The organism is Marmoricola sp. RAF53 (assembly GCF_052114005.1).
In the GTDB taxonomy this organism is placed as follows: Bacteria; Actinomycetota; Actinomycetes; order Propionibacteriales; family Nocardioidaceae; genus Marmoricola.
This window is the reverse complement of the sequence record NZ_JBFRDX010000003.1, coordinates 77656-102203: the sequence shown is the minus strand read 5'-3', so window position 1 is coordinate 102203 and position 24548 is coordinate 77656. Positions and strand designations below refer to the sequence as shown.

General features: G+C 73.0%; 22 protein-coding genes. 12 read left to right on the top strand and 10 right to left on the bottom strand.

Features of this window, described 5'->3' with window-relative positions:
- Positions 1 to 47: 47 nt before the first annotated feature.
- From AB4Y76_RS03520 to AB4Y76_RS03510, 3 genes are read right to left on the bottom strand one after another with little or no spacing between them, the layout of a single operon-like run.
- Positions 48 to 938 (bottom strand): alpha/beta fold hydrolase, encoded by an 891-nt coding sequence (locus AB4Y76_RS03520; RefSeq protein ID WP_441922182.1) that lies wholly within the window; start codon positions 936 to 938, stop codon positions 48 to 50.
- A gap of 32 nt (positions 939 to 970) precedes the next feature.
- Complete coding sequence (locus AB4Y76_RS03515) at positions 971 to 2200, bottom strand: RNA polymerase sigma factor (RefSeq protein WP_441922180.1); 1230 nt, start codon at positions 2198 to 2200, stop codon at positions 971 to 973.
- A 10-nt stretch (positions 2201 to 2210) separates the two neighbouring features.
- Positions 2211 to 2567 carry a YciI family protein gene (locus AB4Y76_RS03510; protein WP_441922178.1) on the bottom strand — a complete coding sequence of 119 codons (357 nt, stop codon included), beginning with the start codon at positions 2565 to 2567 and terminating at the stop codon, positions 2211 to 2213.
- A 122-nt stretch (positions 2568 to 2689) separates the two neighbouring features.
- On the opposite strand from AB4Y76_RS03510, the gene AB4Y76_RS03505 reads away from it, so the two are divergent.
- Together AB4Y76_RS03505 and groL are read left to right on the top strand one after the other, a co-directional pair.
- On the top strand, positions 2690 to 3559 hold the full coding sequence (locus tag AB4Y76_RS03505; protein WP_441922176.1) for an ATP-grasp domain-containing protein: 870 nt from the start codon (positions 2690 to 2692) through the stop codon (positions 3557 to 3559).
- A 204-nt stretch (positions 3560 to 3763) separates the two neighbouring features.
- Positions 3764 to 5389, top strand: a complete 1626-nt coding sequence (gene groL / locus AB4Y76_RS03500) for a chaperonin GroEL (protein WP_441922174.1) — start codon at positions 3764 to 3766, stop codon at positions 5387 to 5389.
- A 174-nt stretch (positions 5390 to 5563) separates the two neighbouring features.
- Here the strand turns inward: groL and AB4Y76_RS03495 are convergent, their stop codons facing one another.
- Entirely contained in the window at positions 5564 to 6211 is a 648-nt protein-coding gene (locus AB4Y76_RS03495) for an alpha-ketoglutarate-dependent dioxygenase AlkB (RefSeq protein ID WP_441922172.1), read from the bottom strand.
- Between the two features lie 46 nt (positions 6212 to 6257).
- Positions 6258 to 7595, bottom strand: coding sequence for an MFS transporter (locus AB4Y76_RS03490; RefSeq protein WP_441922171.1), 1338 nt, complete (start codon positions 7593 to 7595; stop codon positions 6258 to 6260).
- A 200-nt stretch (positions 7596 to 7795) separates the two neighbouring features.
- Here AB4Y76_RS03490 and AB4Y76_RS03485 point away from each other — a divergent pair, with 200 nt between their 5' ends.
- A complete protein-coding gene (locus AB4Y76_RS03485) occupies positions 7796 to 8479 on the top strand; it encodes a GntR family transcriptional regulator (RefSeq protein ID WP_441922169.1) in 684 nt (227 codons plus the stop codon).
- 10 nt (positions 8480 to 8489) lie between these two features.
- Here the strand turns inward: AB4Y76_RS03485 and AB4Y76_RS03480 are convergent, their stop codons facing one another.
- Complete coding sequence (locus AB4Y76_RS03480) at positions 8490 to 8840, bottom strand: hypothetical protein (protein WP_441922167.1); 351 nt, start codon at positions 8838 to 8840, stop codon at positions 8490 to 8492.
- On the opposite strand from AB4Y76_RS03480, the gene AB4Y76_RS03475 reads away from it, so the two are divergent.
- Both AB4Y76_RS03475 and AB4Y76_RS03470 read left to right on the top strand, forming a co-directional pair.
- A complete protein-coding gene (locus AB4Y76_RS03475) occupies positions 8833 to 9582 on the top strand; it encodes a copper homeostasis protein CutC (RefSeq protein WP_441922165.1) in 750 nt (249 codons plus the stop codon). The two genes, AB4Y76_RS03480 and AB4Y76_RS03475, sit on opposite strands and share 8 nt — an antisense overlap.
- An 88-nt stretch (positions 9583 to 9670) precedes the next feature.
- On the top strand, positions 9671 to 11266 hold the full coding sequence (locus AB4Y76_RS03470; RefSeq protein ID WP_441922163.1) for an alpha/beta fold hydrolase: 1596 nt from the start codon (positions 9671 to 9673) through the stop codon (positions 11264 to 11266).
- 1 nt (position 11267) lies between these two features.
- On the opposite strand, the gene AB4Y76_RS03465 is transcribed toward AB4Y76_RS03470, so the two are convergent.
- Entirely contained in the window at positions 11268 to 12938 is a 1671-nt protein-coding gene (locus tag AB4Y76_RS03465) for a DNA repair helicase XPB (protein WP_441922161.1), read from the bottom strand.
- A gap of 86 nt (positions 12939 to 13024) precedes the next feature.
- Here AB4Y76_RS03465 and AB4Y76_RS03460 point away from each other — a divergent pair, with 86 nt between their 5' ends.
- Entirely contained in the window at positions 13025 to 14206 is a 1182-nt protein-coding gene (locus tag AB4Y76_RS03460; RefSeq protein WP_441922159.1) for an MFS transporter, read from the top strand.
- 21 nt (positions 14207 to 14227) lie between these two features.
- Here the strand turns inward: AB4Y76_RS03460 and AB4Y76_RS03455 are convergent, their stop codons facing one another.
- Entirely contained in the window at positions 14228 to 16441 is a 2214-nt protein-coding gene (locus tag AB4Y76_RS03455) for a helicase-associated domain-containing protein (RefSeq protein ID WP_441922157.1), read from the bottom strand.
- A gap of 67 nt (positions 16442 to 16508) precedes the next feature.
- On the opposite strand from AB4Y76_RS03455, the gene larE reads away from it, so the two are divergent.
- Positions 16509 to 17942, top strand: coding sequence for an ATP-dependent sacrificial sulfur transferase LarE (larE, locus tag AB4Y76_RS03450; protein ID WP_441922155.1), 1434 nt, complete (start codon positions 16509 to 16511; stop codon positions 17940 to 17942).
- A gap of 83 nt (positions 17943 to 18025) precedes the next feature.
- Entirely contained in the window at positions 18026 to 18421 is a 396-nt protein-coding gene (locus AB4Y76_RS03445; protein ID WP_441922153.1) for a cold-shock protein, read from the top strand.
- Positions 18422 to 18591: 170 nt separating this feature from the next.
- Here the strand turns inward: AB4Y76_RS03445 and AB4Y76_RS03440 are convergent, their stop codons facing one another.
- Positions 18592 to 19977 (bottom strand): MFS transporter, encoded by a 1386-nt coding sequence (locus tag AB4Y76_RS03440; RefSeq protein ID WP_441922151.1) that lies wholly within the window; start codon positions 19975 to 19977, stop codon positions 18592 to 18594.
- Positions 19978 to 20059: 82 nt separating this feature from the next.
- Here AB4Y76_RS03440 and AB4Y76_RS03435 point away from each other — a divergent pair, with 82 nt between their 5' ends.
- Entirely contained in the window at positions 20060 to 20827 is a 768-nt protein-coding gene (locus AB4Y76_RS03435) for a DUF3027 domain-containing protein (protein ID WP_441922421.1), read from the top strand.
- Positions 20828 to 20870: 43 nt separating this feature from the next.
- On the opposite strand, the gene AB4Y76_RS03430 is transcribed toward AB4Y76_RS03435, so the two are convergent.
- Entirely contained in the window at positions 20871 to 21149 is a 279-nt protein-coding gene (locus AB4Y76_RS03430) for a DUF2530 domain-containing protein (protein WP_441922149.1), read from the bottom strand.
- Positions 21150 to 21226: 77 nt separating this feature from the next.
- On the opposite strand from AB4Y76_RS03430, the gene AB4Y76_RS03425 reads away from it, so the two are divergent.
- The 3 genes from AB4Y76_RS03425 (at position 21227) to AB4Y76_RS03415 (ending at position 24480) form a co-directional block, all read left to right on the top strand.
- Complete coding sequence (locus tag AB4Y76_RS03425; RefSeq protein ID WP_441922147.1) at positions 21227 to 22654, top strand: NCS2 family permease; 1428 nt, start codon at positions 21227 to 21229, stop codon at positions 22652 to 22654.
- A 90-nt stretch (positions 22655 to 22744) separates the two neighbouring features.
- Positions 22745 to 23194 (top strand): MarR family winged helix-turn-helix transcriptional regulator, encoded by a 450-nt coding sequence (locus AB4Y76_RS03420; protein ID WP_441922145.1) that lies wholly within the window; start codon positions 22745 to 22747, stop codon positions 23192 to 23194.
- Complete coding sequence (locus tag AB4Y76_RS03415; protein WP_441922143.1) at positions 23191 to 24480, top strand: MFS transporter; 1290 nt, start codon at positions 23191 to 23193, stop codon at positions 24478 to 24480. The genes AB4Y76_RS03420 and AB4Y76_RS03415 overlap by 4 nt, the downstream gene beginning before the upstream one ends.
- Positions 24481 to 24548 lie beyond the last annotated feature (68 nt).

Here is a 24548-nt window from a genome sequence, read left to right as displayed (position 1 = left end):
GCCTCAGAGTAGCCCGGATCCGCGCTTATGGGAACGCTCCCACATGGTCAGTGTCCGAGCCCCGCCGACTTCTTGAGGTCGCTGAGGATCTCGTCCAGCCGGATGTTCAGGGACAGGTGTCCCTCGCCCTCCAGCAGGTGCGGGCGTGCCCCGGGGACGTTCTCGGCGAGCCACTCGCCGTGCGCGAACGGGACCATCGCGTCCTGGTCGCCCTGCCAGACCGAGACCGGCACCTTGATCGTCGCCAGGTCGAAGCCCCACGGCCGCACCAGCGCCAGGCCGTCCTCGCGCCAGCCGATCACGCCCTGGGCGACGGCGTGCCGCAGCGACGCGGCGAGCCACTCCGCGTAGTCGTCGGTCAGCGCCGCGGCGTCGACGGGCGTGACCAGGCCGCCGAGGCTCTCGACGACCCGGTCGGCGGTGATGTCGCGGAGCTCGGGGAGCTGCTTCTCCAGGAACGCGCCGTACTCCTGGGCGCCGCGCTCGGCGGCCGCGAACTCCTCGATGTTCTCCGCCGCCATCCCGTCGGTGAAGTCGAGGTCGTCGGCGTCGTTCGGGCCGACCCCCGCCAACGTGCAGGCGGCGCGGCAGCGGTGCGGCAGCAGGGCGGCGCAGGCGAGCGCGCGCGGCCCGCCGCCGGACCAGCCGAGGGCGATGAACTCGCCGACGCCGAGCGCGTCCAGGACGGTCAGCACGTCGGCCACGTCGTCGACGACCTGCGGCGCGGCCAGCAGCTGCGGGGTCGAGCGCCCGTAGCCGGGTCGCGAGTAGGTGATCAGCCGCAGGCCGGCGTACCGCGCGAACGCCTCGAAGATCGGCGCCTCGACCGCGGCCGACGGCGTCCCGGTGTGGAACAGCCAGGGGAACCCGGCGGGATCCCCGCCGGTGAGGACCTCCAGGTTCCGGCCTTCGGACGTCGGGACGTCGCGATGGTGCATCTCCCGACAGTAGCCCGGCACCCGGGCCCGCGTCAGGGCCCTTGGTCACGGCTGTCGAGCTGCGCGCGCAGGTGCCGGCGCTCGGCGTCGTTGTCGCACAGCTCGACCGCCAGGGCCCACTGCTGCCGCGCCTCGTCGACCCGGCCGGCGCGGGCCAGCAGCGTCGCCCGGGTCCCCGGCAGCCGGTGCCCGGCGAGGTCGAGCCCGTCGAGCAGGGCCAGGCCGGCGAGCGGCCCGTCGGCCTCCGCGACGGCCACCGCCCGGATCAGCCGTACGACGGGCGAGCCCGTCAGCTCCTCGAGCTCGCGGTAGAGCCCGGCGATCCGCAGCCACGCGGTGTCCTCGGGGCGGCGGGCGACGGCGTGCTCGGCGGCGATCAGCGCCTCCAGGAGCCAGCGGTCCGCCGGCGCGTCGACGAGCGGGGTGAGCAGGTCGAAGGCTTCGGCCGCCTCGTCGGCGTACCAGCGGCTGCGGTCCTGGTCCGGCAGCAGCACGAGCTCGCCGCCGGCGACGCGGGCGTCGCGACGGGCGTGCTGGAGCAGCATCAGGGCGAGCAGGGCGTCCAGGTCGCGACGATCCGGGGCCAGCGTGCGCAGCACCCGGACCAGCCGGATCGCCTCGGCAGCGAGCTCGGGCCGGTGCAGGTCCGCCCCGCTTCCCGGCACGTAGCCGGCGGTGAAGGCGAGGTAGGCGATCCCGGCGGCGGCGTCGAGCCGCTGGTCGAGCTCGGGCGGTTCCGGGACCCCGAACCGCTCGCCGGCGAGGCGGTGCCGGGCCCGGGTGAGCCGCGCGGCCATCGTCGGCACCGGCACCAGGAAGAGGCGGGCGATGTCGGTCGTCGGCACGCCGAGGACCAGCCGCAGGGTGAGGGCCGCGGCCGACTCCGGGGCGAGCGCGGGGTGGGCGCAGAGCAGGACGAGTCGCAGTCGCTCGTCGCTCACCCCTGCTCCGGCGTCGGCCATCACCCGTTGCGCCTCCTCGGTCAGCCCGGCCTCGACGCCGAGCAGCGGCATCTTCCGGGCCAGCACGGCGTCCGACCGGAGTCGGTCGACGATGCGCCGGCGGGCCGCGGTGAGCAGCCACGCCGGCGGGTTCGCCGGGACACCCTCGGTCGGCCAGGTGCGCGCCGCCGCCTCGAAGGCGTCGGCGAGACCGTCCTCGGCCAGGTCGAGGCGCCGGTAGCGGGCGACGAGGAGGGCGAGCAGGCGCCCCCACTCCTCGCGCCAGACGCTCTCGATCGCCTCGTCGGCCGGGACGGTCATGCGGTGCCGGTCAGGCGGAGTGGTCGACGGTCGCGCGGACCTCGACCCGGGCCCCGCCCTCGGCGAGGACCCCGCAGATCTTCAGCAGGTCGTCGAGGTCGTCGGACTTCACCGTGTAGAAGCCGGTCAGCTGCTCGGTGGTCTCGGCGTACGGGCCCTCGGTGACGGCGACGTCGTCGAGGGAGCCGGTGACGGTCCTCGCGGTGCTGCTCGGCTGGAGCTCGTTGCCGCCGGTGACCTGGTGGCCACGGGAGGCGAGCAGCTCGGCGAACCTCATGTGCCGGGCGTACATCTCGGCGCGCTGCTCGGCGGTGGCCGCGGCCCACACGCTCTCGTCGCCGGGCAGGAGGACGGCGTACTCGGTCATGGTGGTTCCTCTCGGTTGCTTCGGAGTCTGTCACCGTGGTGACGGGCGGGGCAGGGGCCGATCGACAGCGGACGGCGAAAAAGTCCTGCGTGACGGTTGCGCGGGCCTGCGACGCTGGTCGCATGCACCCCGACCTGCTGCTGGTGACCTGTGCCGCGTGGCCCGAGGGCGAGCCCGGCCACGAGGCCCTCGACCGGGCGCTGGCCGACCGCGGCGTGAGCGCCCGCTGGGTGCGCTGGGACGACCCGGACGTCGACTGGGAGCACTCGCTGGTGGCGGTGCGGTCGACCTGGGACTACGACGGCCGCCACGACGAGTTCCTCGCCTGGGCGGCCGGGGTGCCGCGGCTGCTCAACGGCGCCGACGTCTTCGCCTGGAACACCGACAAGAGCTACCTCCTCGAGCTGGCCGCGGCCGGGCTCGCCGTGGTGCCGACGGTGGTCGTCGACGGCGAGGAGGAGCTGCCCGCGGCGATCGCCGCGCTGTGGGACTCCGACGGGGCGGCCGCCGTGGTGAAGCCGACGGTCGGCGCCGGTGGTCGCGGGGTGACGGTGTTCGACGGCCACGACGGTGGCCCCGCGGGGATCGACGAGGCGACGCTCGGGCCCGGCCCGTGGGTGGTCCAGCCGCTGGTCGACTCGATCCGCACCGAGGGGGAGATCTCGGTCTTCGTCCTCGGCGGCGAGCCGGTCTCGATGGTCCGCAAGGTCCCGGCCGGGGAGGAGATCCGGGTGCACGAGCAGTACGGCGGCACCAGCGTGGCACTCGTCCCGACCGACGAGGCGACCCGATTGGCCCGGCGTACGGTCGCCGTCGCGGAGCGGCTCCTCGGCACCGAGCTGCACTACGCCCGGGTCGACCAGATGCGGCTCGCGGACGGCATCCTGGCGGTCGGCGAGCTCGAGGTGACCGAGCCCGGGCTGTACCTGGAGGAGCTGCCCGTGAACGGTGTCGCCTTCGCCGCGCTGGTGGCCCGTCTGCTCGGGCACTGAACCGTTTGCACTCTCGGGGGGCGAGTGCTAACAATTGGGTGCTGGCACTCTCCTGTCGAGAGTGACAGAAAAGCACCATCCAGGGCCGTGCGAGTCGAGGTCCGAAGGCGCCGGCGGGAAGGGTCCGCCGGGTCAGCCCGGTCCGTCCGTCGCGGGCGACGTAGCCGGCCGTCCAACTCATCTGCGTGAGGAATCGCAAGAGTTATGCCGAAGCTGATTGCTTTCAACGAGGAGGCCCGGCGCGGTCTGGAGCGTGGCATGAATACGCTCGCCGACGCCGTCAAGGTCACCCTGGGCCCCAAGGGCCGCAATGTCGTGCTCGAGAAGAAGTGGGGCGCCCCCACCATCACCAACGACGGTGTGAGCATCGCCAAGGAGATCGAGCTCGAGGACCCCTACGAGAAGATCGGCGCCGAGCTGGTCAAGGAGGTCGCGAAGAAGACCGACGACGTCGCCGGTGACGGTACGACGACCGCGACCGTCCTCGCCCAGGCGATGGTCCGCGAGGGTCTGCGCAACGTGGCCGCCGGTGCGAACCCGATGGCGCTGAAGCGCGGCATCGAGACCGCCGTCAAGGCCGTCAGCGACGCCCTGCTCGAGATGAGCAAGGACGTCGAGACCAAGGAGCAGATCGCGGCCACCGCGTCGATCTCCGCCGCCGACACCACCGTCGGTGACGCCATCGCCGAGGCGATGGACAAGGTCGGCAAGGAGGGTGTCATCACCGTCGAGGAGTCGAACACCTTCGGCCTCGACCTCGAGCTCACCGAGGGCATGCGGTTCGACAAGGGCTTCATCTCCCAGTACTTCATGACCGACCCGGAGCGTATGGAAGCCGTCCTCGACGACCCGTACATCCTGATCGCGAACCAGAAGATCTCGACCGTCAAGGACCTGCTGCCGGTTCTCGAGAAGGTCATGCAGTCGGGCAAGCCGCTGCTGATCATCGCCGAGGACGTCGACGGCGAGGCGCTGTCGACCCTGGTGGTCAACAAGATCCGCGGCACCTTCAAGTCCGTGGCCGTCAAGGCTCCGGGTTTCGGCGACCGCCGCAAGGCCATGATGCAGGACATCGCGATCCTCACCGGTGGCCAGGTCATCTCCGAGGACGTGGGCCTCAAGCTGGAGTCGACCGGCATCGAGCTGCTCGGCCAGGCGCGCAAGGTCGTCATCTCCAAGGACGAGACCACCGTCGTCGAGGGTGCCGGTGACGCCGACCAGATCGCTGGTCGCGTGAACCAGATCCGCGCCGAGATCGAGAAGAGCGACTCCGACTACGACCGCGAGAAGCTGCAGGAGCGCCTGGCCAAGCTGGCCGGCGGTGTCGCGGTGATCAAGGTCGGCGCGGCCACCGAGGTCGAGCTGAAGGAGCGCAAGCACCGCATCGAGGACGCCGTTCGCAACGCGAAGGCTGCCGTCGAGGAGGGCATCGTCGCCGGTGGTGGCGTCGCCCTGGTGCAGGCTGCCGACAAGGCGTTCGAGAAGCTCGAGCTGACCGGTGACGAGGCGACCGGTGCCGCGATCGTGAAGTTCGCGTCCGACGCCCCGCTGAAGCAGATCGCGGTCAACGCCGGCCTCGAGGGCGGCGTCGTGGCGGAGAAGGTGCGCAACCTCCCCGCCGGCCAGGGCCTGAACGCGGCCAACGGCGAGTACGTCGACATGATCGCCACCGGCATCATCGACCCCGCCAAGGTCACCCGTTCGGCGCTGCAGAACGCCGCGTCGATCGCCGCGCTGTTCCTCACCACCGAGGCCGTCGTGGCCGACAAGCCGGAGAAGGCCGCCCCGATGGGCGACCCGACCGGTGGCATGGGCGGCATGGACTTCTGATTCCTAGGGCCTGAGCCAGCGAAGGCCCGTTCAAGGAATCAGGTTGAGGAGGGGGAGCCACACCCGAAGAGGTGAGGGAGTGGCTCCTCCGTCCCGAAACCTCAACCGCGTCCGACAAGACGTTCACAGCAAGGCCCCGGGCTTCGGCTCGGGGCCTTGTCGTCTCCGTGACCCTCAGAAGACGTTGCGCGGCCGGAACTGCACGCTGACCCGGGGGCCGACCGGGCGGGCGGTCTTGGGTACGGCGTGCTCCCAGGTGCGCTGGCAGCTGCCGCCCATCACGAGCAGATCCCCGTGGCCCAGCGCGTGCGTGACCGCGGTGGAGCCGCCGCGGGGCCGGAGCAGCAGCTTGCGCGGGGAGCCGAACGAGACGATCGCGACCATGGTGTCGTGGCTGCGGCCGCGGACGCCCCGCCCGTTGACGCCGGTGTCCCCGTGCCAGGCCACGGAGTCGCGGCCGTCGCGGTAGTAGCAGCAGCCCGCGGTCACGAACGGTTCGCCGAGCTCGTCGGCGTAGTGCCGGCTGAGCCGGTCGCGCGCCGTCGCCAGGGCAGGGTGCGGCAGCGGGTCGCCGACCCCGTAGGTGTGCACCAGGCGCGGCACGTCCACGACCCGGTCGTACATCTCCCGGCTCTCCGCGCGCCACGGCACGCCTCCGACCAGCTCCGCGAAGAGCTCGTCGGCGCCGGAGAACCAGCCGGGGAGCACGTCCACCCAGGCGCCGTCGCCGAGCGTCGTACGGCGGAGCGCGTCGAGCGGCCCGACGCCGGGTCCGGCGTCGTCGGCCAGGTCGAGGAGCGAGGGTTGGAAGGCGACCTCCATGCCGGCATCCTAACCCGAGATCGAACAGATGTTCGAGGGGCTGTTGCTACAGCTCGCGGAGCTGGCTGGGCTCGAGGTCGGCTTCGTCCGGCGTGACCGGATCGGCCCCGGCCGGCGCGATCCCGTTGGCGACGTCGTCGAGCTGCGGCTCGAGCTGGACCGCGGAGAGCCAGGCCGTGACCGCACAACCCGCGATCAGCATCGCCAGGTACTCCAGGTGCAGGTGGTGCCCGATCAGGAAGCCCGCGATGATCGGCCCCAGGATCGAGGCGGACTGGAAGGAGGCGGCGGTCAGCGCGTTGTACCGGCCACGCAGGTGGTCGGGCGCCAGGTCGTTCACGATCGCCGGCATCGTCGGCTGGAGCAGCGTCTCGCCGAGCGCGAAGACCGACGCGCAGGCCGCCACGAAGAAGGTCGCGACCGCCGTACCGGGGGCGATCCCGCTGGCGCCGAGCAGCCCCCAGGACGCGGCCCAGACCGCGGACATCACCACGATCACCCGGGTCCGGCGGCGGCCCTCGATGCGCTGCAGCACCACGAGCTGGAGCAGCACGATCACCAGCGTGTTCGCCGCGAAGGCGAGGCCGAGGCCGCGGGTCGAGACCTCGCTGATCGCCCGAGAGTACGCCGGCATGCCCGCGTTCAGCTGGGAGTAGCCGACGAACGCGGAGACGAACATCAGCGCCGTCATCGTGCCCATCGCCGGCGCCCGCAGCACCGTCAGGTAGCTGACCTTCTCGGCCGGCCCGTCGCCCTCCTCGGGGTGCGGCACCGGCCCGCCGATGCGCCGCAGCGGGACGAGCAGCAGGAAGAGGCTCGGCAGGTAGCTGACCGCGTCGCCGAGGTACATCCACTGGAAGGTGGTCAGGTCGGTGACGTCGACGACGAGGCCCCCGATGATGCCGCCGATCCCGATGCCGAGGTTCAGCAGCGAGAAGTTGATGCCGAAGTAGCGCGACCGGATCCGGGACGGCACCACCGAGGCGATCAGCGCCTGCGACGTCGGCCAGCCCATCCCGAAGCCCGCGCCGATGATCGCGATGCCGAGGGTGGCCGTCGCGAGGTCGTCGGCGAACGCGACGGTCGTCTGGCCGACCACGGCCGAGGTGAGCACCCCGATCATGGTCAGCCGCGGCCCGATCCGGTCGATGAGCATGCCGCCGGGCGCGGCCGCGACGACGCCGGCGGCGGACATCGCGGCGAGCAGGAGGCCGACGACCTCGAGCGAGAAGCCCCGCATCTCGTGCAGGTAGACGACCCAGAACGGCAGCACGAGGCCGGTCCCGACGAACTCGAACGCGACCACCGCCAGCAGGAACTTCCCCTCGCGCGGCAGGTCGTGCCAGAAGGACGAGAGGGACGGGCGCTCGGTCTCGGTGGTCATCGTTGCGAGTCTCGCACCGGCCCCCGGCGCGGTGCATCCGGTTAAACGCGGGGCCGCGGGTGACCACCCGTCGAGCGGAAAGACCTGAAACCTGCCCGCGCCCCCGGAGCCGTCGCTAGTGTGGCGGACGGACTGAGGGGAGCGTCGCTGTGGCCGAGCACGGCAGTCCCGCAACGCAGCGGGGACGGAAGCACTTGCTGGTGCGCGAGTACGTGCGCTCGCTGATCGTGGACGCCGAGCCCGGGAGCCCGGCCCCGTCCGAGCGCGATCTCGTCGAGCAGTTCGGCGTCGCCCGGATGACGGTGCGGCACGCGCTCGACGGACTGGTCGCGCAAGGCCTGCTCGAACGCATCCCCGGACGTGGCACCTTCGTCACCAAGCCGCTCATCGACATGCAGATGCGGCTCTCCTCCTTCTCCGAGGAGATGGAGCGGCGCGGCAAGGTCCCGGAGTCGCGCACCCTGCTGGCCCGCCGGGAGTCGGCCGGCCCGGGTCTGGCCCGCGCCCTGGAGGCCGAGGTCGGCTCGCCGATCGTGCACTGGGAGCGGCTGCGCCTCGCCGACTCGCAGCCGATCGCGATCCAGCACGTCTACCTGTCCCTGGACACGTTTCCGCGCTTCCTCGACGACGCGCTGCCGTCCAGCCTCTACTACTGGTTCGCCGACCAGGACCTGATGCCGACCTGGGGCGAGGACTCCGTCGTCGCCGCCGTCGCCGCCGAGGACGAGGCCGAGCTGCTGGACCTGGAGCCGGGCGCCCCGGTGCTGCACATCTCCCGGCGCTCGTTCTGCCGCGAGGTGGCCGTGGAGGTCACCCGCAGCATCTACCGTGCGGACCGGTACACGCTGTGGGTTCCCGTCCTGCGCCCCGAGCACCTGCGCTGAGCCTCCAGCGTCACAACCCGCCTACCGGTGCCACCACCAGCCCGGCCTCCTCGCAGATCCACCGCGGGTCCGGGCCCCCGAGGTCGGGGTCGACGTACAGGGCGTGGGTGGCTTCCTCGCAGGCGGTGCACAGCGGCCAGCGTCCGGCCGACTCCAGGAGGGCGTCCTGGACGTCCTGGGCGACCAGGCCGACGACGAACTGCCGGCCGGCCGGCCACTGCTCCAGCCACCAGGCCCGCTGGGAGAGCGCGTCCTCCAGCAGCGACACCGACACGGGGTCGGCGACGCCGGTCTGTTCCAGGTCGTGCAACACGAGGGCGCGGGCCGTCATCACAGGGTCTTCGGGTGTCACGATGTCCATTGTGTCTGGCGCCCCCGAATCCACCCCGCTGCTCGAGGTCGTCGCGCTGCACCCCCGCGACGCCGAGGCCGCGGCCCGCGGTGAGGCCGACCGGCTCCTCGTGCTCGCCCGTCCCGAGGTCGGCGGCCGGTCGCCGGAGCCGTCGGTGGTCTCCGCGGTGGTCCGCGAGACGGACCTGCCGGTCCGGGTGCTGCTGCGCGACGACGACGGGCTGAGCACCGACGCCGACGGTTTCCGCCGCCTGGTCGGGCTCGCCCGCAGCTGCCTGGACCTCGGCGCCGCGGGAGTCTCGTTCGGCTTCCTCGACCACGACCTGGAGGTCGACCGGGGGACCTGCGCCGCTCTGGCGGCCGAGCTGCCCGCGACGCCGTGGACCTTCCACCGCGGGTTCGACGCCGCCCTGGAGGCGCGCCGCGCCTGGCGCGACGTCGCGGACCTGCCCGGCCTGGACGGGGTCGCGTCCGCCGGCTCGACCCGCGGCCTGGCGTCGGGCGGCGACGAGCTCGTCGAGCGGGCCGCCCGGGACCCGCGGACGGCGGCGCTGGTGCTCGCCGCCGGCGGCCTCACCCCCGAGCACGTGCCGTGGCTGATCCGGGCCGGCGTCCGGCAGTTCGCGCTCGGCGAGGAAGCCCGCCTGGACGGGTCCTGGACCCGCTCGTCGGTCGACGCCGGAGCGGTCCGGGCCTGGCGGCTGCTGCTCGACGACGCCTACCACCGTGCTCTCGGGATCCCCGTCGACTGAAACAACGCGCCACCGGATGCCCCGGACGCGCCCGCCCCCAGGCGATGCCACGTAGGGTGTCTCGGGGGACGAAGGGGGAGGAATGCGCGTGAAGCGACTCGTGGCTGCTCTGGGGGCGGCAGTGATCGGCCTGACCGTGGTCGCGGCCGGGGCGACGACAGGTGCCCAGGCGGCACCGGCCGCGACGCCGACGCCGCTGCCGACGTTCAGCTGGTCGTCCTGCGGCGACCTGGAGTGCTCGTCGTTCGCGGTGCCCCTCGACTGGGCGCAGCCCGACGGCGAGAAGATCACGCTGGCGGTCACCCGCAAGAAGGCGACCGCGGCGCCGTACCGCGGGATGATGCTCACCAACCCGGGCGGCCCGGGCGCCTCGGGCACCTCCCTGCCGGTGCTCAGCGACTACGTGCCGGGCAACGCCGGGGCGCACTTCGACTGGATCGGCTTCGACCCGCGCGGTGTCGGCGACAGCACGCCGTCGCTGCACTGCAACTCCCACTACTTCGGGGTGAACCGGCCCTCGTTCACCCCCACCACCCGGCGCCTGATGCGGTTCTGGGTCGGCAAGACGACGCGGTACGCCCGGGCCTGCGGCCGGTCCGCGGCCAAGCGGATCCTGCCGCACGTGACCACCCGGGACACCGTCAAGGACATGGAGCTGATCCGGGCGGCGTACCAGGCGCAGAACCCGCTCCAGAGCGTCCAGCTGGAAAAGCTGAACTTCTACGGGTTCTCCTACGGCACCTACCTCGGCCAGGTGTACGCCGTCACCTACCCGAACCGCGTCGGCCGGTTCGTGCTCGACGGCCTGGTCGACCCGAAGACCTACTGGTACCGCTCGAACCTGGACCAGGAGATCGGCTTCGACCGGAACCTGGACGTCTACTTCAAGTGGCTCGCCGCGCACCCGCGCACCTTCAAGCTCGGCTCGAACTGGCACGCGATCGCCCGCGGCTTCAAGGCCCAGCTCCGCAAGCTCGACCGGCACCCTGCCGCCCAGGGCCGCCTCGGTCCGGACGAGCTGATCGACGCGATGCTCTCGGCCGGCTACTACGTCTACGACTGGGACGTGATCGGCGACGCCTACTCCCGGCTGGTCCGCCAGGGCCTCGGCGGCGCGATGTTCTCGCTGTACGCCGCCAGCAACATGGGCGACGACAACGGCTACGCGATGTACGTCGCCACCCAGTGCACCGACGCGCTCCGGCCGCCGTGGAAGCGCCAGGTCGCCGACGCCCGCCGGATCAACAAGAAGCACCCGTTCCTTGCCTGGGACAACACCTGGTACAACGCGCCCTGCCGGTACTGGCCCGCACCGGCCCGGTCGCGGATCGCGGTGAACGGCGCTCAGGTGAGCGCCAAGATCCTGATGATCAACGAGACCCTGGACGCGGCCACCTCGTTCGCGGGGGCGCTCAGCTCGCGGTCGCTGTTCCCGTCGGCCTCGCTGATCGAGGGCGTCGGCGGCACCACGCACGCGGGCTCGCTCTCCGGCGTCGGGTGCGTCGACAACCGGATCGCGCAGTACCTGACCAGCGGGACCGTCCCGGCGCGCCAGCCCGGCCGCCGCTCCGACGTCCGCTGCCCGAAGGTCTCGCCCCCGCCGGTCGGCTCGGCCCGCGTCGCCGGCACCACCGGGGTCCCACCCGCCCTCCGCGCGCAGCTCTTCGCCGGTCAGCTCGGCTGAGTCAGGACGTCCCGTCCACGTCCAGGTCCCCGGCGTCGAGGATCCGGTACGCGTAGCCCTGCTCGGCGAGGAACCGCTGCCGGTTCTGCGCGAAGTCGGCGTCGACGGTGTCGCGGCTGACGATCGTGTAGAAGCGCGCCGTCCGGCCGTCGGACTTCGGGCGCAGCAGCCGGCCGAGGCGCTGCGCCTCCTCCTGGCGTGACCCGAACGACCCGCTCACCTGGATCGCGACCGCGGCCTCGGGCAGGTCGACCGAGAAGTTCGCGACCTTGGACACGACGAGCAGGTTGATCTCGCCGGTGCGGAAGGCCTCGAACAGCTCCTCGCGCTCCTTCACGCTGGTCTCGCCCTTGATCACCGGCGCCTTGAGGTGGTCGCCGAGCTCGTCGAGCTGGTCGAGGTACTGCCCGATCACCAGGGTCTGCTCGCCGGCGTGCTTGGCCACCAGCTGCTCCGCGACCCGGGTCTTGCTGAACGTGCACGACGCCAGCCGGTAGCGCTCGTCGGGGTCCGCGGTCGCGTAGGCGAGCCGCTCGCCGTCGGGCAGGGTGACCCGCACCTCGACGCAGTCGGCGGGCGCGATCCAGCCCTGGGACTCGATGTCCTTCCACGGGGCGTCGAAACGCTTCGGCCCGATCAGGCTGAAGACGTCGCCCTCGCGCCCGTCCTCGCGGATCAAGGTCGCGGTGAGGCCGATCCGGCGGCGTGCCTGCAGGTCGGCGGTCATCCGGAAGATCGGCGCCGGCAGCAGGTGCACCTCGTCGTACACGATCAGGCCCCAGTCGCGGGCGTCGAGCAGCTCGAGGTGCGGGTAGACGCCCTTCCGCCTCAGCGTCAGCACCTGGTACGTCGCGATGGTGACCGGCCGGATCTCCTTGCGGGCGCCGGAGTACTCGCCGATCTCGTCCTCGGTCAGCGTGGTCCGCTTGAGCAGCTCGGACTTCCACTGCCGGGCGCTCACCGTGTTGGTCACCAGGATCAGCGTGGTCGCCTGGGCGTGCGCCATCGCGGCCGCGCCGACGATCGTCTTGCCGGCGCCGCAGGGCAGCACGACGACGCCGGAGCCGCCGTGCCAGAACGAGTCGGCCGCCTGCTTCTGGTAGTCCCGCAGCGCCCAGCCGTCCTCGTCCAGGGCGATCGCGTGCGCCTCGCCGTCGACGTAGCCGGCGAAGTCCTCCGCCGGCCAGCCGAGCTTGAGCAGCGCCTGCTTGAGGTTGCCGCGCTGCGAGGGGTGGACGGCGACGGCACCTTCCGAATCGGGCACGGCGTCGTCGATCTGCTCGCCGAGCATGCCGGCGACCTTCTTGCTGCGGACCACCTCGGTGAGCACCGCCCGGTCGGTGCTGCTCAGCACCAGCCCGTGCGTCGGGTGCTTGTCCAGCCGGAGCCGGCCGTAGCGGTCCATGGTCTCGGCGACGTCGACCAGCAGCGAGTGCGGGACGGCGTACCGGCTGTGCGCGAGCAGCGCGTCGATCACCTGCTCGGCGTCGTGCCCGGCCGCGCGGGCGTTCCAGAGGCCGAGCGGGGTGAGCCGGTAGGTGTGCACGTGCTCGGGCGAGCGCTCCAGCTCCGCGAAGGGGGCGATCGCACGCCGGGCCTCCTCGGCCCGCTCGTGGTCGACCTCGAGGAGGAGGGTCTTGTCCGACTGGACGATGAGGGGGCCGTCGTTCATAACCCGTTGAGTTTACGGGCAGCGTGGTCGGGGGCCGGTCCGTCGTGACTATCGCCCGGGCGGCACCGACGTGCCACGGTGGTGCGATGAGGGCCGGGGACGCCGGGGAGCCGCACGCGGATCGGTTGCTCACGCCCGCGTTCGTCGGGCTGGCGGCGGCCGATCTGGCCTACTTCACGGCGGTCGGGGTCGCGATCTACACGCTGCCCCTCTTCGTCACCGGACCGGTCTCCGGCGACGAGGGCGACGCCGGCCTCGCCTACGGCTCGTTCGCGGTCTCGGCGCTGATCCTGCGCCCGTTCGCGGGCCGGCTCGCCGACACCGGCGGCCGGCGCCCGCTGCTGGTCGGGGGCGCGCTGCTCGCGGCGGCCGGCCTGGCCGCCACCGGGTACGTCGACGGGCTGGTGCCGCTGATCGGTCTCCGCCTGCTGCTCGGGGTCGCCGAGGCCGCCTTCTTCGTGGCCTCCTTCGCCGCGCTCGCCGACCTCGCGCCGCCGAGCCGGATGGGCGAGGCGGTGAGCTACAACTCGCTGGGCCTCTACCTCGGGCTCGCGCTCGGCCCGCCGCTCGGCGAGACGGTCCTGGAGCGGTCCGGCTACACCGCCACCTGGTGGGCCGCCGCCGGGCTGGCCGTGCTCGCCGCCGGGGTCGCGCTGGCCATCCCGGAGACACGCTCGGCCTGCGCCCCGGACACCCCCCCGACCCCGCTGATCCACCGGCCCGCGGTGGCGCCGTCGCTGGGCTTCTTCACCTCGCTGGTCGCCGTCGGCGGCTTCCTCGCGTTCGCCTCGCTGCACGCCGAGGACGTCGGCCTGACCGGCACCAGCCTGCCGCTGCTCGTCTACGGCACGGTCGTGGTCCTCTGCCGGGTGGTCTTCGCCCGGGTCCCGGACCGGCTGCCGCCGCTGCCGCTCGGTGCGGCCGCCCTCGGCACGATCGCCGCCGGCCTGGCCGTCTGCGCGACCTGGACCACCCCGGCGGGCCTGCTGCTCGGGGTCGCGGTCGCGGCGGTCGGCGTCGGGTTCTGCACGCCGGCGTTCTTCTCCGCGATCTTCGCGACCGCGAGCCCGGACCAGCGCGGTGCCGCGGCCGGCACGGCGAGCATCTTCCTCGACCTCGGCCTCGGGGTCGGCCCGATCCTGCTCGGACTGCTGGCCGACGCGGCCGGCATCCCGTGGGCGCTCGGCGCGGCCGCCGGGGTGACGGTGGCGGGGGCGTGCTGGACGCTGGTGCTCGTCGGGCGCACCGGCAGCGCGGTGCCGGCCTGAGGCACCCTCGGTCCTGGAGCCTCAGTCCTGCAGGCGGGCCGCGGTGATCCGGTGGACGGCGAAGCTGCGGACCTCGTCGCTGCGCTCGTCGTACGCCGAGAGGCGGCCGCCGCCGACGTCGAGCGGCCGCACCACCCGCTCGGTGCTGGTGCCGTGGTTGTCGACGTACCCGATGAGCACGTTCTGCTCCTCGGCGGCCGCGCCGCGCAGCAGCGTCATCACGTCGGCGGGCGTGGTCGCCGGTCCGCGCGCCGGCCGGTTCGCGGCTGCCCGGTCACCGGCGCGGAGGGCGGCGACGACGGCGGAGGTGCGGGCGATCCGGCGGGCCTGCTCGCGCCCGGCCACCGGGGTCCCGCGCGGCGTCCGGGCCCGGTACTCGTCGGGCCTCGCCACCCGGACGGTGCCGTCGGCCGCCTCGACGACCGGCGCGGCACCGAGCTCGCGGAGCCGGGGGAGCAGCACCTGCAGCGGGACGTCGGAGACCAGCACGGTCGGCGCGATCCGGCGCAGCCTCAGCGAGTCTGCGGAGGCGTGGTGCAACAGCTCGGTGAGCGCGGTCTCGTCGTCGCTGCGCAGGAACGACTCGGCGACCCCGACCCGCAGGGTGCCGAACCGCCGGGACACGTCGTCGACGAGGTAGTCGAGCGCCTGCGGCACCGGGGTGCGGCTGGAGTCGCGGAGGAAGTCCTTCACCTCGATCGCCGACCAGCCCGAGTCGAAGGCCCGGCGCACCGAGGTGACCGAGAACCGGTAGACGGTCGCGCCGCCGCGGGACTCGACGTCGGCGACCAGGCCGAGCCGGCGGGCGAAGTCCTGGGCCAGCGGGCCGGGCGCGACGGCGGTGAGGTCGGCCTGGATCAGGACGTGGTCGACCGGCGTCGGCAGCAGTGCGTCCAGCGTCCGGGTCGGGTCGTCCCCGGCGATGAGGGCGCGGCCGAACGAGGACGGCGCCTCCAGCCCGAGGACGCCCACTGAGGCCGCCTCGTCGAGCAGCGTCGGCGCCAGGTCGAACCGGCCGGTCGGGCGTCGCGGGTGCCGCCAGCGCAGCCGGTCCAGCAGCGAGGGGAGGCCGGTGCCGGCGGCGAGGCTCCGGCCGGGGGCGAGGCCGAGCAGCTCGTGCAGCAGGGTGCGCTTCTCCTCGGCGAGCCAGGACCGCTCGATGCCGGGGGAGAGCGCGTTGATCGGGCGGTCGCCGTCGCGGCCTCCGATGGCGGAGACCAGCCGCGGGTTCGCCAACCAGGCCCGGGCGAGCACGAGCCAGCGCTCGGCGCCGGTGTGGGTGCACCAGCCGTCGTAGGCGTCGGTCGGCAGCCAGGCCGAGTCCAGGTCGTCGTTCATGCCCTGGGCGAGCAGGTGCGCGGCGGCGGCGGTCTCGATGACGAGGGCGGCCGCGGCGGGGTCGCAGTGCAGCAGCTCGGCGGCCGCGCGCAGGTCGCGGACCCCGAGGCCGCCGGACCGGAGCCCGGCGGGCGCGTGGGTCGCCCACGCCTCCAGCAGCATCTCGGTACGCCGGGTGAACTCGTACGCCGCCCCGGCCGCGGCCCGGTCGACCAGCGCCGCGTCCCGCTCCGCGTCGGCGAACGCGGGGATCGCGTCGACCGCGTCCCTTGTCGACCGGCCGCCGCGCAGGTGCAGCCGGACCGACCACGGCACCACGACGTGGCGCTCGTCGCGGGCGGCGAGCAGACCGCGGACGAGCAGGTGCTCGACCGGGGTGGTCGCGTCGGCGACGCGGTTCGGCGTCCGGACCTCGGCGACGGTGCCGACCGCGTCGGTGTCGTCGAGGTGGGCCAGCATCGTGCGCGCCTGGTCGTCGACCTCGGCGAGCAGGGCCGGGACCTTCGCCGGGTCCGGCCCGGGCGGCAGGCCGACCAGCTCACCGACCAGGCTCAGCGGGCGGAGCGCGTCCGCGGTGCCCCAGACCAGGGCGAGATCGGTCAGCCGGTCGACGGCGGCGGCGATGGCGGCGGCGTCGGCGTGCACCACGTCGCCGAGGGCCCGCGTCGTCGTCGGGGCGGTCTGCACGACCGCGAGCAGGACCTCGAGCTGGAGCCGGTCCAGCAGGTCCAGGGCCCGGACGACGGAGACCCGCACGGCGGCCCGGGCGGCGAGCTGGGCCGAGTCGGTGGGAGCCGGGCTGGCCAGGTCGGGCCGTTCCTCCAGCAACGTGGCGATGCGCTCGTCGGGCCAGCCGCGGAGCTGGTCGGCGAGGGTGCGGGGCGCGGAGGTGGGCATCCGCGCAATTCTAGGGGGCCCGGAAGTCGGTCGGCCGTGGTCGGACCTCCCCCGTACGCTGTCCGGCATGGGACGGGAGATCGTGATCGGGTTCGACCTCGACATGACCTTGATCGACACGGTGCCCGGATTCGTCGCCACGCTGGACGCCCTCGGCGCCGAGCTCGGGGTGGCGTTCCCGTCCGCGGAGATGAGCAGCAAGCTCGGCCCGCCGCTGGAGATGATCCTGGAGCCCTACCTCGCGGCCGACGCGATCGCCGCGGCCGGCGACCGGTTCCGGGCGCTCTACCCGGCGCACGCGGTCCCGCCGACTCCGACACTGCCGGGGGTGGTCGAGGCGCTCGCCGCGGTCCGTGCGCACCACGGCCGGGTCGTGCTGGTGACCGGCAAGTTCCCCGCGAACGCGCGGCTCCACGTCGAGCACCTGGCGCTCGACGTCGACGTGGTCGAGGGCTGGGTCTGGGGCGCGGCCAAGGGTGCGGTGCTCGCCGAGCACGGTGCCACCGCCTACGTCGGCGACCACGTCCACGACGTCGAGGGCGCCCGCGCGGGCGGGGTCGTCAGCGTCTCGGTGCTCACCGGCGGCTGCACCCGCGCCGAGCTGGAGGCCGCGGGCACCGACGTCGTCCTCGACGACCTGACCGCCTTCCCGCAGTGGCTCGACGAGCACGTTCTCCGGACCCGGCTCGGCTGGCTGGCCGAGGACCTGCGCGGGCGCGGCCGGATCCTGGTCGCGTTCAGCGGCGGAGCGGACTCCGCCTTCCTGCTCGCCGCAGCGGTCCGGGCGGTCGGCCCCGAGAACGTCGCCGCGGCCACCGCCTACTCGCCGGCGCTGCCGGCCGCCGAGCGCGATCCCGCGCGGGCCTTCGCCGAGAGCCTCGGGGTCCGGGTGCTGACGCCGGAGACGCACGAGCTCGATCGCGGCGGGTACGTCGCCAACGACGGCGACCGGTGCGCGTTCTGCAAGTCCGAGCTCCTCGACGTGCTGACCCCGCTGGCACGTCGGCACGGGTACGACGTCGTCGCCACCGGCACCAACGCCGACGACGCCCGGGCCGGGTTCCGTCCCGGCATCGCGGCCGCCTCCGAGCGCGGCGCGGTGACGCCGCTCCTGGACGCCGGCCTGAGCAAGGCCCAGGTGCGGGAGGCGTCGCGGCGCTGGGGCCTGCCGACCTGGGACAAGCCCGCCGCGGCCTGCCTGAGCTCGCGGATCGCCTACGGCGTCGAGATCACGCCGGCACGGCTCGCCCGGGTCGAGCACGCCGAGGCAGCGGTCCGCTCGCTGCTCGGCGCCCGCGGCTTCGTGGTCGGCGACCTGCGGGTCCGCGACCTCGGCGACACCGCCCGCGTCGAGCTCGACCGGACGGTGCTCGACCAGGCCGACGAGGCGCTGCTGTCCGTCGTACGGGAGGCCGGGTTCGCCGCGGTGGAGGTCGACCCGCTGGGCTTCCGGTCCGGGTCGATGAACGAGCTGCTGCCCGATCCGGAACGCTTCCGCTGACCGGTGCAGTCAACCGGCTCGCGGACCCCCGGGTCCGAGCCGTAGGCTGTGCGTTCGCATTCGTGGAGAGAAAGGCCGAGCTGGTGCCCACCGGAAAGGTCAAGTGGTACGACGCCGAGAAGGGTTTCGGCTTCCTGTCCCGTGAGGACGGCGACGACGTCTACGTCCGCTCGTCCTCCCTGCCCGAGGGTGTCACCACCCTGAAGGCCGGGACGCGTGTCGAGTTCGGCGTCCTCTCCGGCCGCAAGGGCGAGCAGGCCCACCAGGTGCGCGTCCTCGACGCCCCCGCCTCGGTGTCGGCCGCCCAGCGCAACGCGGCGCGCAAGAAACCCGAGGAGATGGTCAACATCGTCGAGGACCTGATCCGGCTCCTCGAGGGTGTCGAGGAGGCCTACCGCCACGGCCGGCACCCCGACGGCAAGACCGCGAAGCCGACGGCGAAGCTGCTCCGCGGCCTCGCGGACCAGCTGGAAGTCTGAGCCCGGAGGGCCGCACGCCGGCGTCGAGGAGGCACTGTGCCGTTGACGGCCGCCACCCCGACGGCAAGACCGCGAAGCCGACGGCGAAGCTGCTCCGCGGCCTGGCCGACCAGCTGGAGATCTGACCGAGGCCGCGTCAGCGGACGTGCGCGTCGGCCCCAGCCAGGTCCTCAGGTGGCCGAGACGGGCTCGACGCGCCCACCACCACGCCGCAGCAGCACGAACAGCGTCCAGCCGACGGTGACGGCGGCGAGGATCCCGAGCCCGAGCTTCGGGACCACGTGCCCGGCCACCTCGAGCGGGATCGCGATCCCGAGGAACCCGCCGATCACCCAGGACAGCTGGAGCAGCGTCTCGGCGCGGGCGAACGCCGAGGTCCGGTACGCGTCCGGGACGTCGCGCTGGATGGTCGCGTCCAAGGACAGCTTGCCCATCGACTGGGCGATACCGGCGGTGAGGCCGAGCGCGACCGCCGCCACCAGGCCGTAGAGCAGGGCCGCGAGCACGGCCGCGATCGCGTCGGCGACCAGGGCCACCACGACGACCACGGCCGGGTTGACCCGGCGCAGCAGCGCCGCCGCCGCGATGCCGAGGGTGTTGCCGAGCCCCGCGGCGCCGATGACCAGGCCCATCAGGATCGTCGAACGGTGCTCCCAGCCGGGGAGCGGGTGCTGGCGCAGCAGGAACGCCATGAACATGAACAGGAAGCCCGAGACCAGCCGCAGGCCGGCGTTGCAGCGCAGCGCGAAGACGACCGCCGGTGGGACCCGGAGCTTCTCGCGCCGGCCGGTCAGGCTGACCTCCTCCTCGCCGTCGGTGGCGTCCACGCGGGGTGGCAGCAGGATGGCGAGGATGGTGGCGCCGACGAAGACCAGGAAGGCGTAGCGCAGCGACCACTCCGGCCCGAAGGAGACGGCGAGCGCTGCCAGCGGCGCGGAGAGCATCGCCCCGACGACGCCGGACAGCGAGATCCGGCTGTTCGCCTTGACCAGGGTCAGCTCGGGCGGCACCAGCCTCGGCACGGTCGCGGCCCGGGCGACGCCGTAGGCCTTGGACGCGATCAGGCAGCCGAGGGCGGTCGGGAACAGGTAGAGCGAGCCGGAGGCGACCGCGTCGGCCAGCAGCCAGCACATGAACGCGCGGAAGGCCATGGTGCCGCCGATGGCCCACCGGCGGCCGTGGCTGAACCGGTCCAGGAACGGCCCGAGGAGCGGCGCCACGATCGCGAACGGCAGCATCGTCAGGCCGAGGAAGAGGGCGACCTGGCCGCGCGCCTCACCGGGGTTGGCGAAGAACAGGGTGCCGGCCAGCGAGATCGCGACCGCCGCGTCGCCGGCGGCGTTGAACGCGTGCAGCTCGATCAGCCGGGAGAGCCCGGTCTCGCCGGCGCCCTCGGCGCTGGCGGCGCGACGGGCGAGCAGGAAGGCCGAGTTCACGCCGCGGCCGGTGGCGCGTCCGACCGCGGCCACGCCGCGCGCGCCGCCGCGCTCGGCCGGTTCGGGCGCACCGGCACCGGTCGTCGCGTCGCCCGCGCCCGGCCTCGCCTCGCCCTCCATGGCGCCTATCCTGCCAAGTCGACGGCTACCCGAGCGGGCCGGGGAGACACGGGGCGACCTGATGGGGGAGAATCCAGCGGTGATGAAGACCGAGGACGTCGCCGCAACGGCGAGCGAGACCGCGCGTGCCGCTCTGCTCGAGCAGGTCGGTGAAGCCGTCGTCGGCGAGCACGTCGCCACGGTCGCCGAGGCCGACGACGCGCTCACCCACTACTTCACCTGCACGCAGACCGGCTACCCCGGCTGGCAGTGGGCCGTGACGGTCGCCCTCGTGCCCGGTCAGGACGGCGTCACCGTCGACGAGGTGGCGCTGCTCCCGGGCGACGACGCGATCATCGCGCCGGCCTGGGTCCCGTGGCGCGAGCGGATCCAGCCGGGCGACCTGTCGCCCGGCGACGTGCTCCCGGTCGACGAGGACGACCCGCGCCTGGTGCCGACGTACCTGGCCGGCGACCCGGGCGACGACGTCGTCGACCCGGCCGAGCGCCAGCAGCAGAAGCTGGTCGCCGACGAGCTCGGCCTGGGCCGCTCCCGGGTGCTCTCCCTGGAAGGCCGCGACGCGGCCGCGCAGCGCTGGCACGACGGCGAGCAGGGACCGGACGTCCCGCTCGCCCAGTCCGCCCCGGCGCGTTGCCACAGCTGCGGCTTCCTGGTCCGGCTCGCCGGTCCGCTGGCCGAGCGGTTCGGCGTCTGCGCCAACGAGTACGCCAACGACGACGGCCGGGTGGTCGCCTTCCAGCACGGCTGCGGCGCCCACTCCGAGGCCCAGCTGCGCAAGAAGCAGCTCCCGCCGCCGCTGCCGGACCCGGTGTTCGACACCGTCAGCCGGGACGACCTGGAGCAGTTCTGATCCGCCGAGCCTGAGCTTGCGAAGGCTTGAACGCGAATCAGCGTCAGAGGGTGGCCTCGGCCTGCCGCGCGTTCTTGCGCCGGCGGCAGTAGTCCCAGCCGACCAGGCCGAGGCCGAAGCCGGCGACGCACGTCCAGAGCCACCACAGGTGGCCGTCGTCCTGGAGCCGGCCGGAGAACGGCAGCAGCATCAGGAAGGCCAGGCCCCACAGGGCGGTCCCGACCGCGAGAGTGCGGACGCCGTCGACGTCGAGGGGCTCGACGTCGGCCACGAGGTAGGTGCGGTTCCCGATCTCGTGGACCTGGGGCTGCTCGTCCTGCATGCCGCACAATCTAGCCGGTCGCCGAATTCAGGACCCCGCGAGTGCCGGTGCGAACGGGACTGCCACCATTGCGGCCCGTGGACAGATTCTTCAAGATCACCGAGCGCGGCTCGACCGTCGGTCAAGAGATCCGCGGCGGCATCGTCACCTTCATCACGATGGCCTACATCATCGTGCTCAACCCGCTGATCCTCGGCTTCGCGAAGGACGCCGACGGGCAGTTCCTCGGGGGCGGCAACCATCCGGACCTGCCGGCGATCGCAGCCGGTACGGCGCTCGCCGCGGGCGTGCTGACGATCCTGATGGGCGTCCTCGCGAACTACCCGCTCGCGCTGGCGACCGGCCTGGGCCTGAACGCCTTCGTCGCGCTGACCGTCGCCTCCCAGATGACCTGGGCCGACGCCATGGGCCTGGTGGTCCTGGAGGGCCTGATCATCCTGGTGCTCGTCCTCACCGGCTTCCGGATCGCCGTCTTCCACGCCGTACCGGCGCCGCTGAAGGTCGCGATCTCGGTCGGTATCGGTCTGTTCATCACGCTGATCGGCCTGGTCGACGCCGGGTTCGTGCGCCGGATCCCGGACGCCGCGCTGACCACCGTGCCGGTCCAGCTGGGTCCGGGCGGGACGCTCCAGGGCTGGCCGGTGCTCGTCTTCATCTTCGGCCTGCTCCTGCTGATCGCGCTCTGGGTCCGGAAGGTGAAGGGCGCCATCCTGATCTCGATGGTGGCGACCACGCTCCTCGCGATCGTCGTGGAGGCCATCGGCAGCTTCGGCCAGGGCGGCGCGAAGAACCCGACCGGCTGGAGCCTGAACGCCCCGGACTGGCCGGAGAAGCTCCTCTCCACGCCGCACTTCGGCACCCTGGGCGAGTTCAACCTGTTCGGCTCGTTCCAGGAGGTCGGCTTCGTCGCCGCGATCCTGCTGGTCTTCACGCTGCTGCTCGCCGACTTCTTCGACACCATGGGCACGATGACGGCGATCGGCGCCGAGGCCGGTCTCCTCGACGAGGAAGGCGTCCCGCCGAACTCGCAGCGGATCCTGGTCGTCGACTCGGTCGCGGCCGCCGCCGGTGGTGTCGCCGGTGTCTCGTCGAACACGTCGTACATCGAGTCGGCCTCCGGTGTCGGCGAGGGCGCCCGCACCGGCCTGGCCTCGGTCGTCACCGGTGTCCTCTTCCTGCTGGCGCTGCCCTTCTCGAGCCTCGTCGACGTGATCCCGAGCGAGGCCGCCGTCCCGGCCCTCGTCCTGGTCGGCTTCCTGATGATGCAGCAGGTCAAGGGCATCGATTGGGACGACCTCGAGGTCGCGATCCCGGCGTTCCTCACGATCGTGCTGATGCCGTTCACGTACTCGATCACCGTCGGCATCGGTGCGGGGTTCCTGACCTACGTGTTCATCAAGATCGTCCGGGGCAAGACCTCGGTGGTCCACCCGCTGCTGTGGGTGATCTCGGCGCTGTTCGTCTGCTACTTCGCGATCGACCCGATCACCGGCCTGCTCACCTGAGTGGCGCGAACCCGTTGAGTCCCGCCTGATGGCTGCAGGAGTCCGGATTCAGCGGAATAGTTAGCGGGGGTAATGAGTTATGCTCATGACATGAGCCCGACCCTCGAAGCGGTGACCCGCACGGACACCGGACTGGCCAGCCAGCTCCGGGTGAGCGTCGCGCGGTTCGCGCGTCGCCTGCGCAGCGAGCGCGAGCCCGGCAACGAGCTCAGCGTCCCGGCGATCAGCGTCCTCGGCGTCCTGATCCGCGAAGGCGAGACGACCGTCGGCCGGCTCGCCGAGCACGAGCGGGTGCAGCCGCCGTCGATGACGCGGACCGTCAACGCGCTGGTCGAGTGCGGCTACGTCGTACGACGTCCCTCCGAGACCGACGGCCGCTCGGTGCTGATCGCCATCTCCGCGAAGGGCCGCGAGACCCTGCTCGCCGACCGCCGGCGCCGGGACGCCTGGCTGGCCCGCGAGCTCAAGACCCTGACCCCCGACGAGCGCGACCTGCTGCGCCGCGCCGTCCCCCTCATCGAAAGACTGGCCAACGCTTGAGCTCGACCTTCCGCGCACTCCGCATCCGCAACTACCGCCTGTACGCACTGGGCGGGGTCGTCTCCAACACAGGGACGTGGATGCAGCGGGTGGCGCAGGACTGGCTCGTCCTCCAGCTCCACCACGGCAGCGCGGCCGAGGCCAGCGTCGCGCTCGGGCTCACCACCGGCCTGCAGTTCCTGCCGATCCTGCTCTTCTCCCCGTACGCCGGCCTGGTCGCCGACCGGATGCCGAAGCGTCGCCTCCTCCAGCTCACCCAGGCCTGGATGGGCCTGGTGTCGCTGCTGCTGGGAGCACTCGCGATCACCGGCGTCGTCGAGCCGTGGATGGTCTTCACCCTGGCCTTCGCCTTCGGGATGGGGGCCGCCTTCGACGCGCCCGCCCGGCAGTCGTTCGTCAGCGAGATGGTCGGCGCCGACGACCTGGCCAACGCGGTCGGTCTCAACTCGGCCTCCTTCAACCTGGCGCGGGTGATCGGGCCGGCGCTCTCCGGGTTCCTGATCGCGGCGATGGGCTCCGGGGTCGCCGCCACCGGCATCGTGATCGCCGTCAACGGCCTCAGCTACCTGGCGGTGATCGGCGCCCTCCGGCTGATGCGGACCACCGAGCTCACCCCCGTCGCCCGGGCTCCGCGCGGCAAGGGGATGATCCGCGACGGCATCCGGTACGTGCGCCGCCGGCCGGACCTCAAGCTGGTGCTCATGGCCGGGTTCTTCGCCGGCACCTTCGGGATGAATTTCCAGATGACCTCGGCGCTGATGGCCACCCAGGTGTTCGGCAAGGGACCGGGGGAGTACGGCCTGCTCGGCACCACCCTCGCCGTCGGATCGCTCACCGGTGCGCTGCTCGGCGCCCGTCGCGTCGGCCGGCCGCGGCCGCGCCTGGTGGTGCTGGCCGGGATCGCCTTCGGGACGATCGAGATCGCCCTCGGTCTGATGCCGGGCTACGTGGCGTTCGCGCTGGTCACCCCGCTGCTCGGGCTCAGCCTGCTCACCATGCTCAACGCGGCGAACACGACCGTGCAGCTGAGCACCGACCCGGGGCTGCGCGGCCGGGTGATGGCGCTCTACATGATGCTGGTGATGGGCGGGACGCCGCTCGGCGCGCCGCTGGTGGGCTGGGTCGGCGCGACCTTCGGCGCCCGCTGGACCCTCATCGGCGGCGGAGCGATGTCGATCGCCGGGATCCTCCTCGCCGTCGCCCTGTACGGCGACGCCCGGAGCCTGCTGCGCACCCGGCGTACCGAGCCGGCGGACGCGCTCGAGGACGAGGCGATGGCGGCCTGAGGCCGCCGCGTCCCTAGACTCGTCCCCATGAACCCCCGCTACCGACGACTGGTGATCACCGGCGCCCT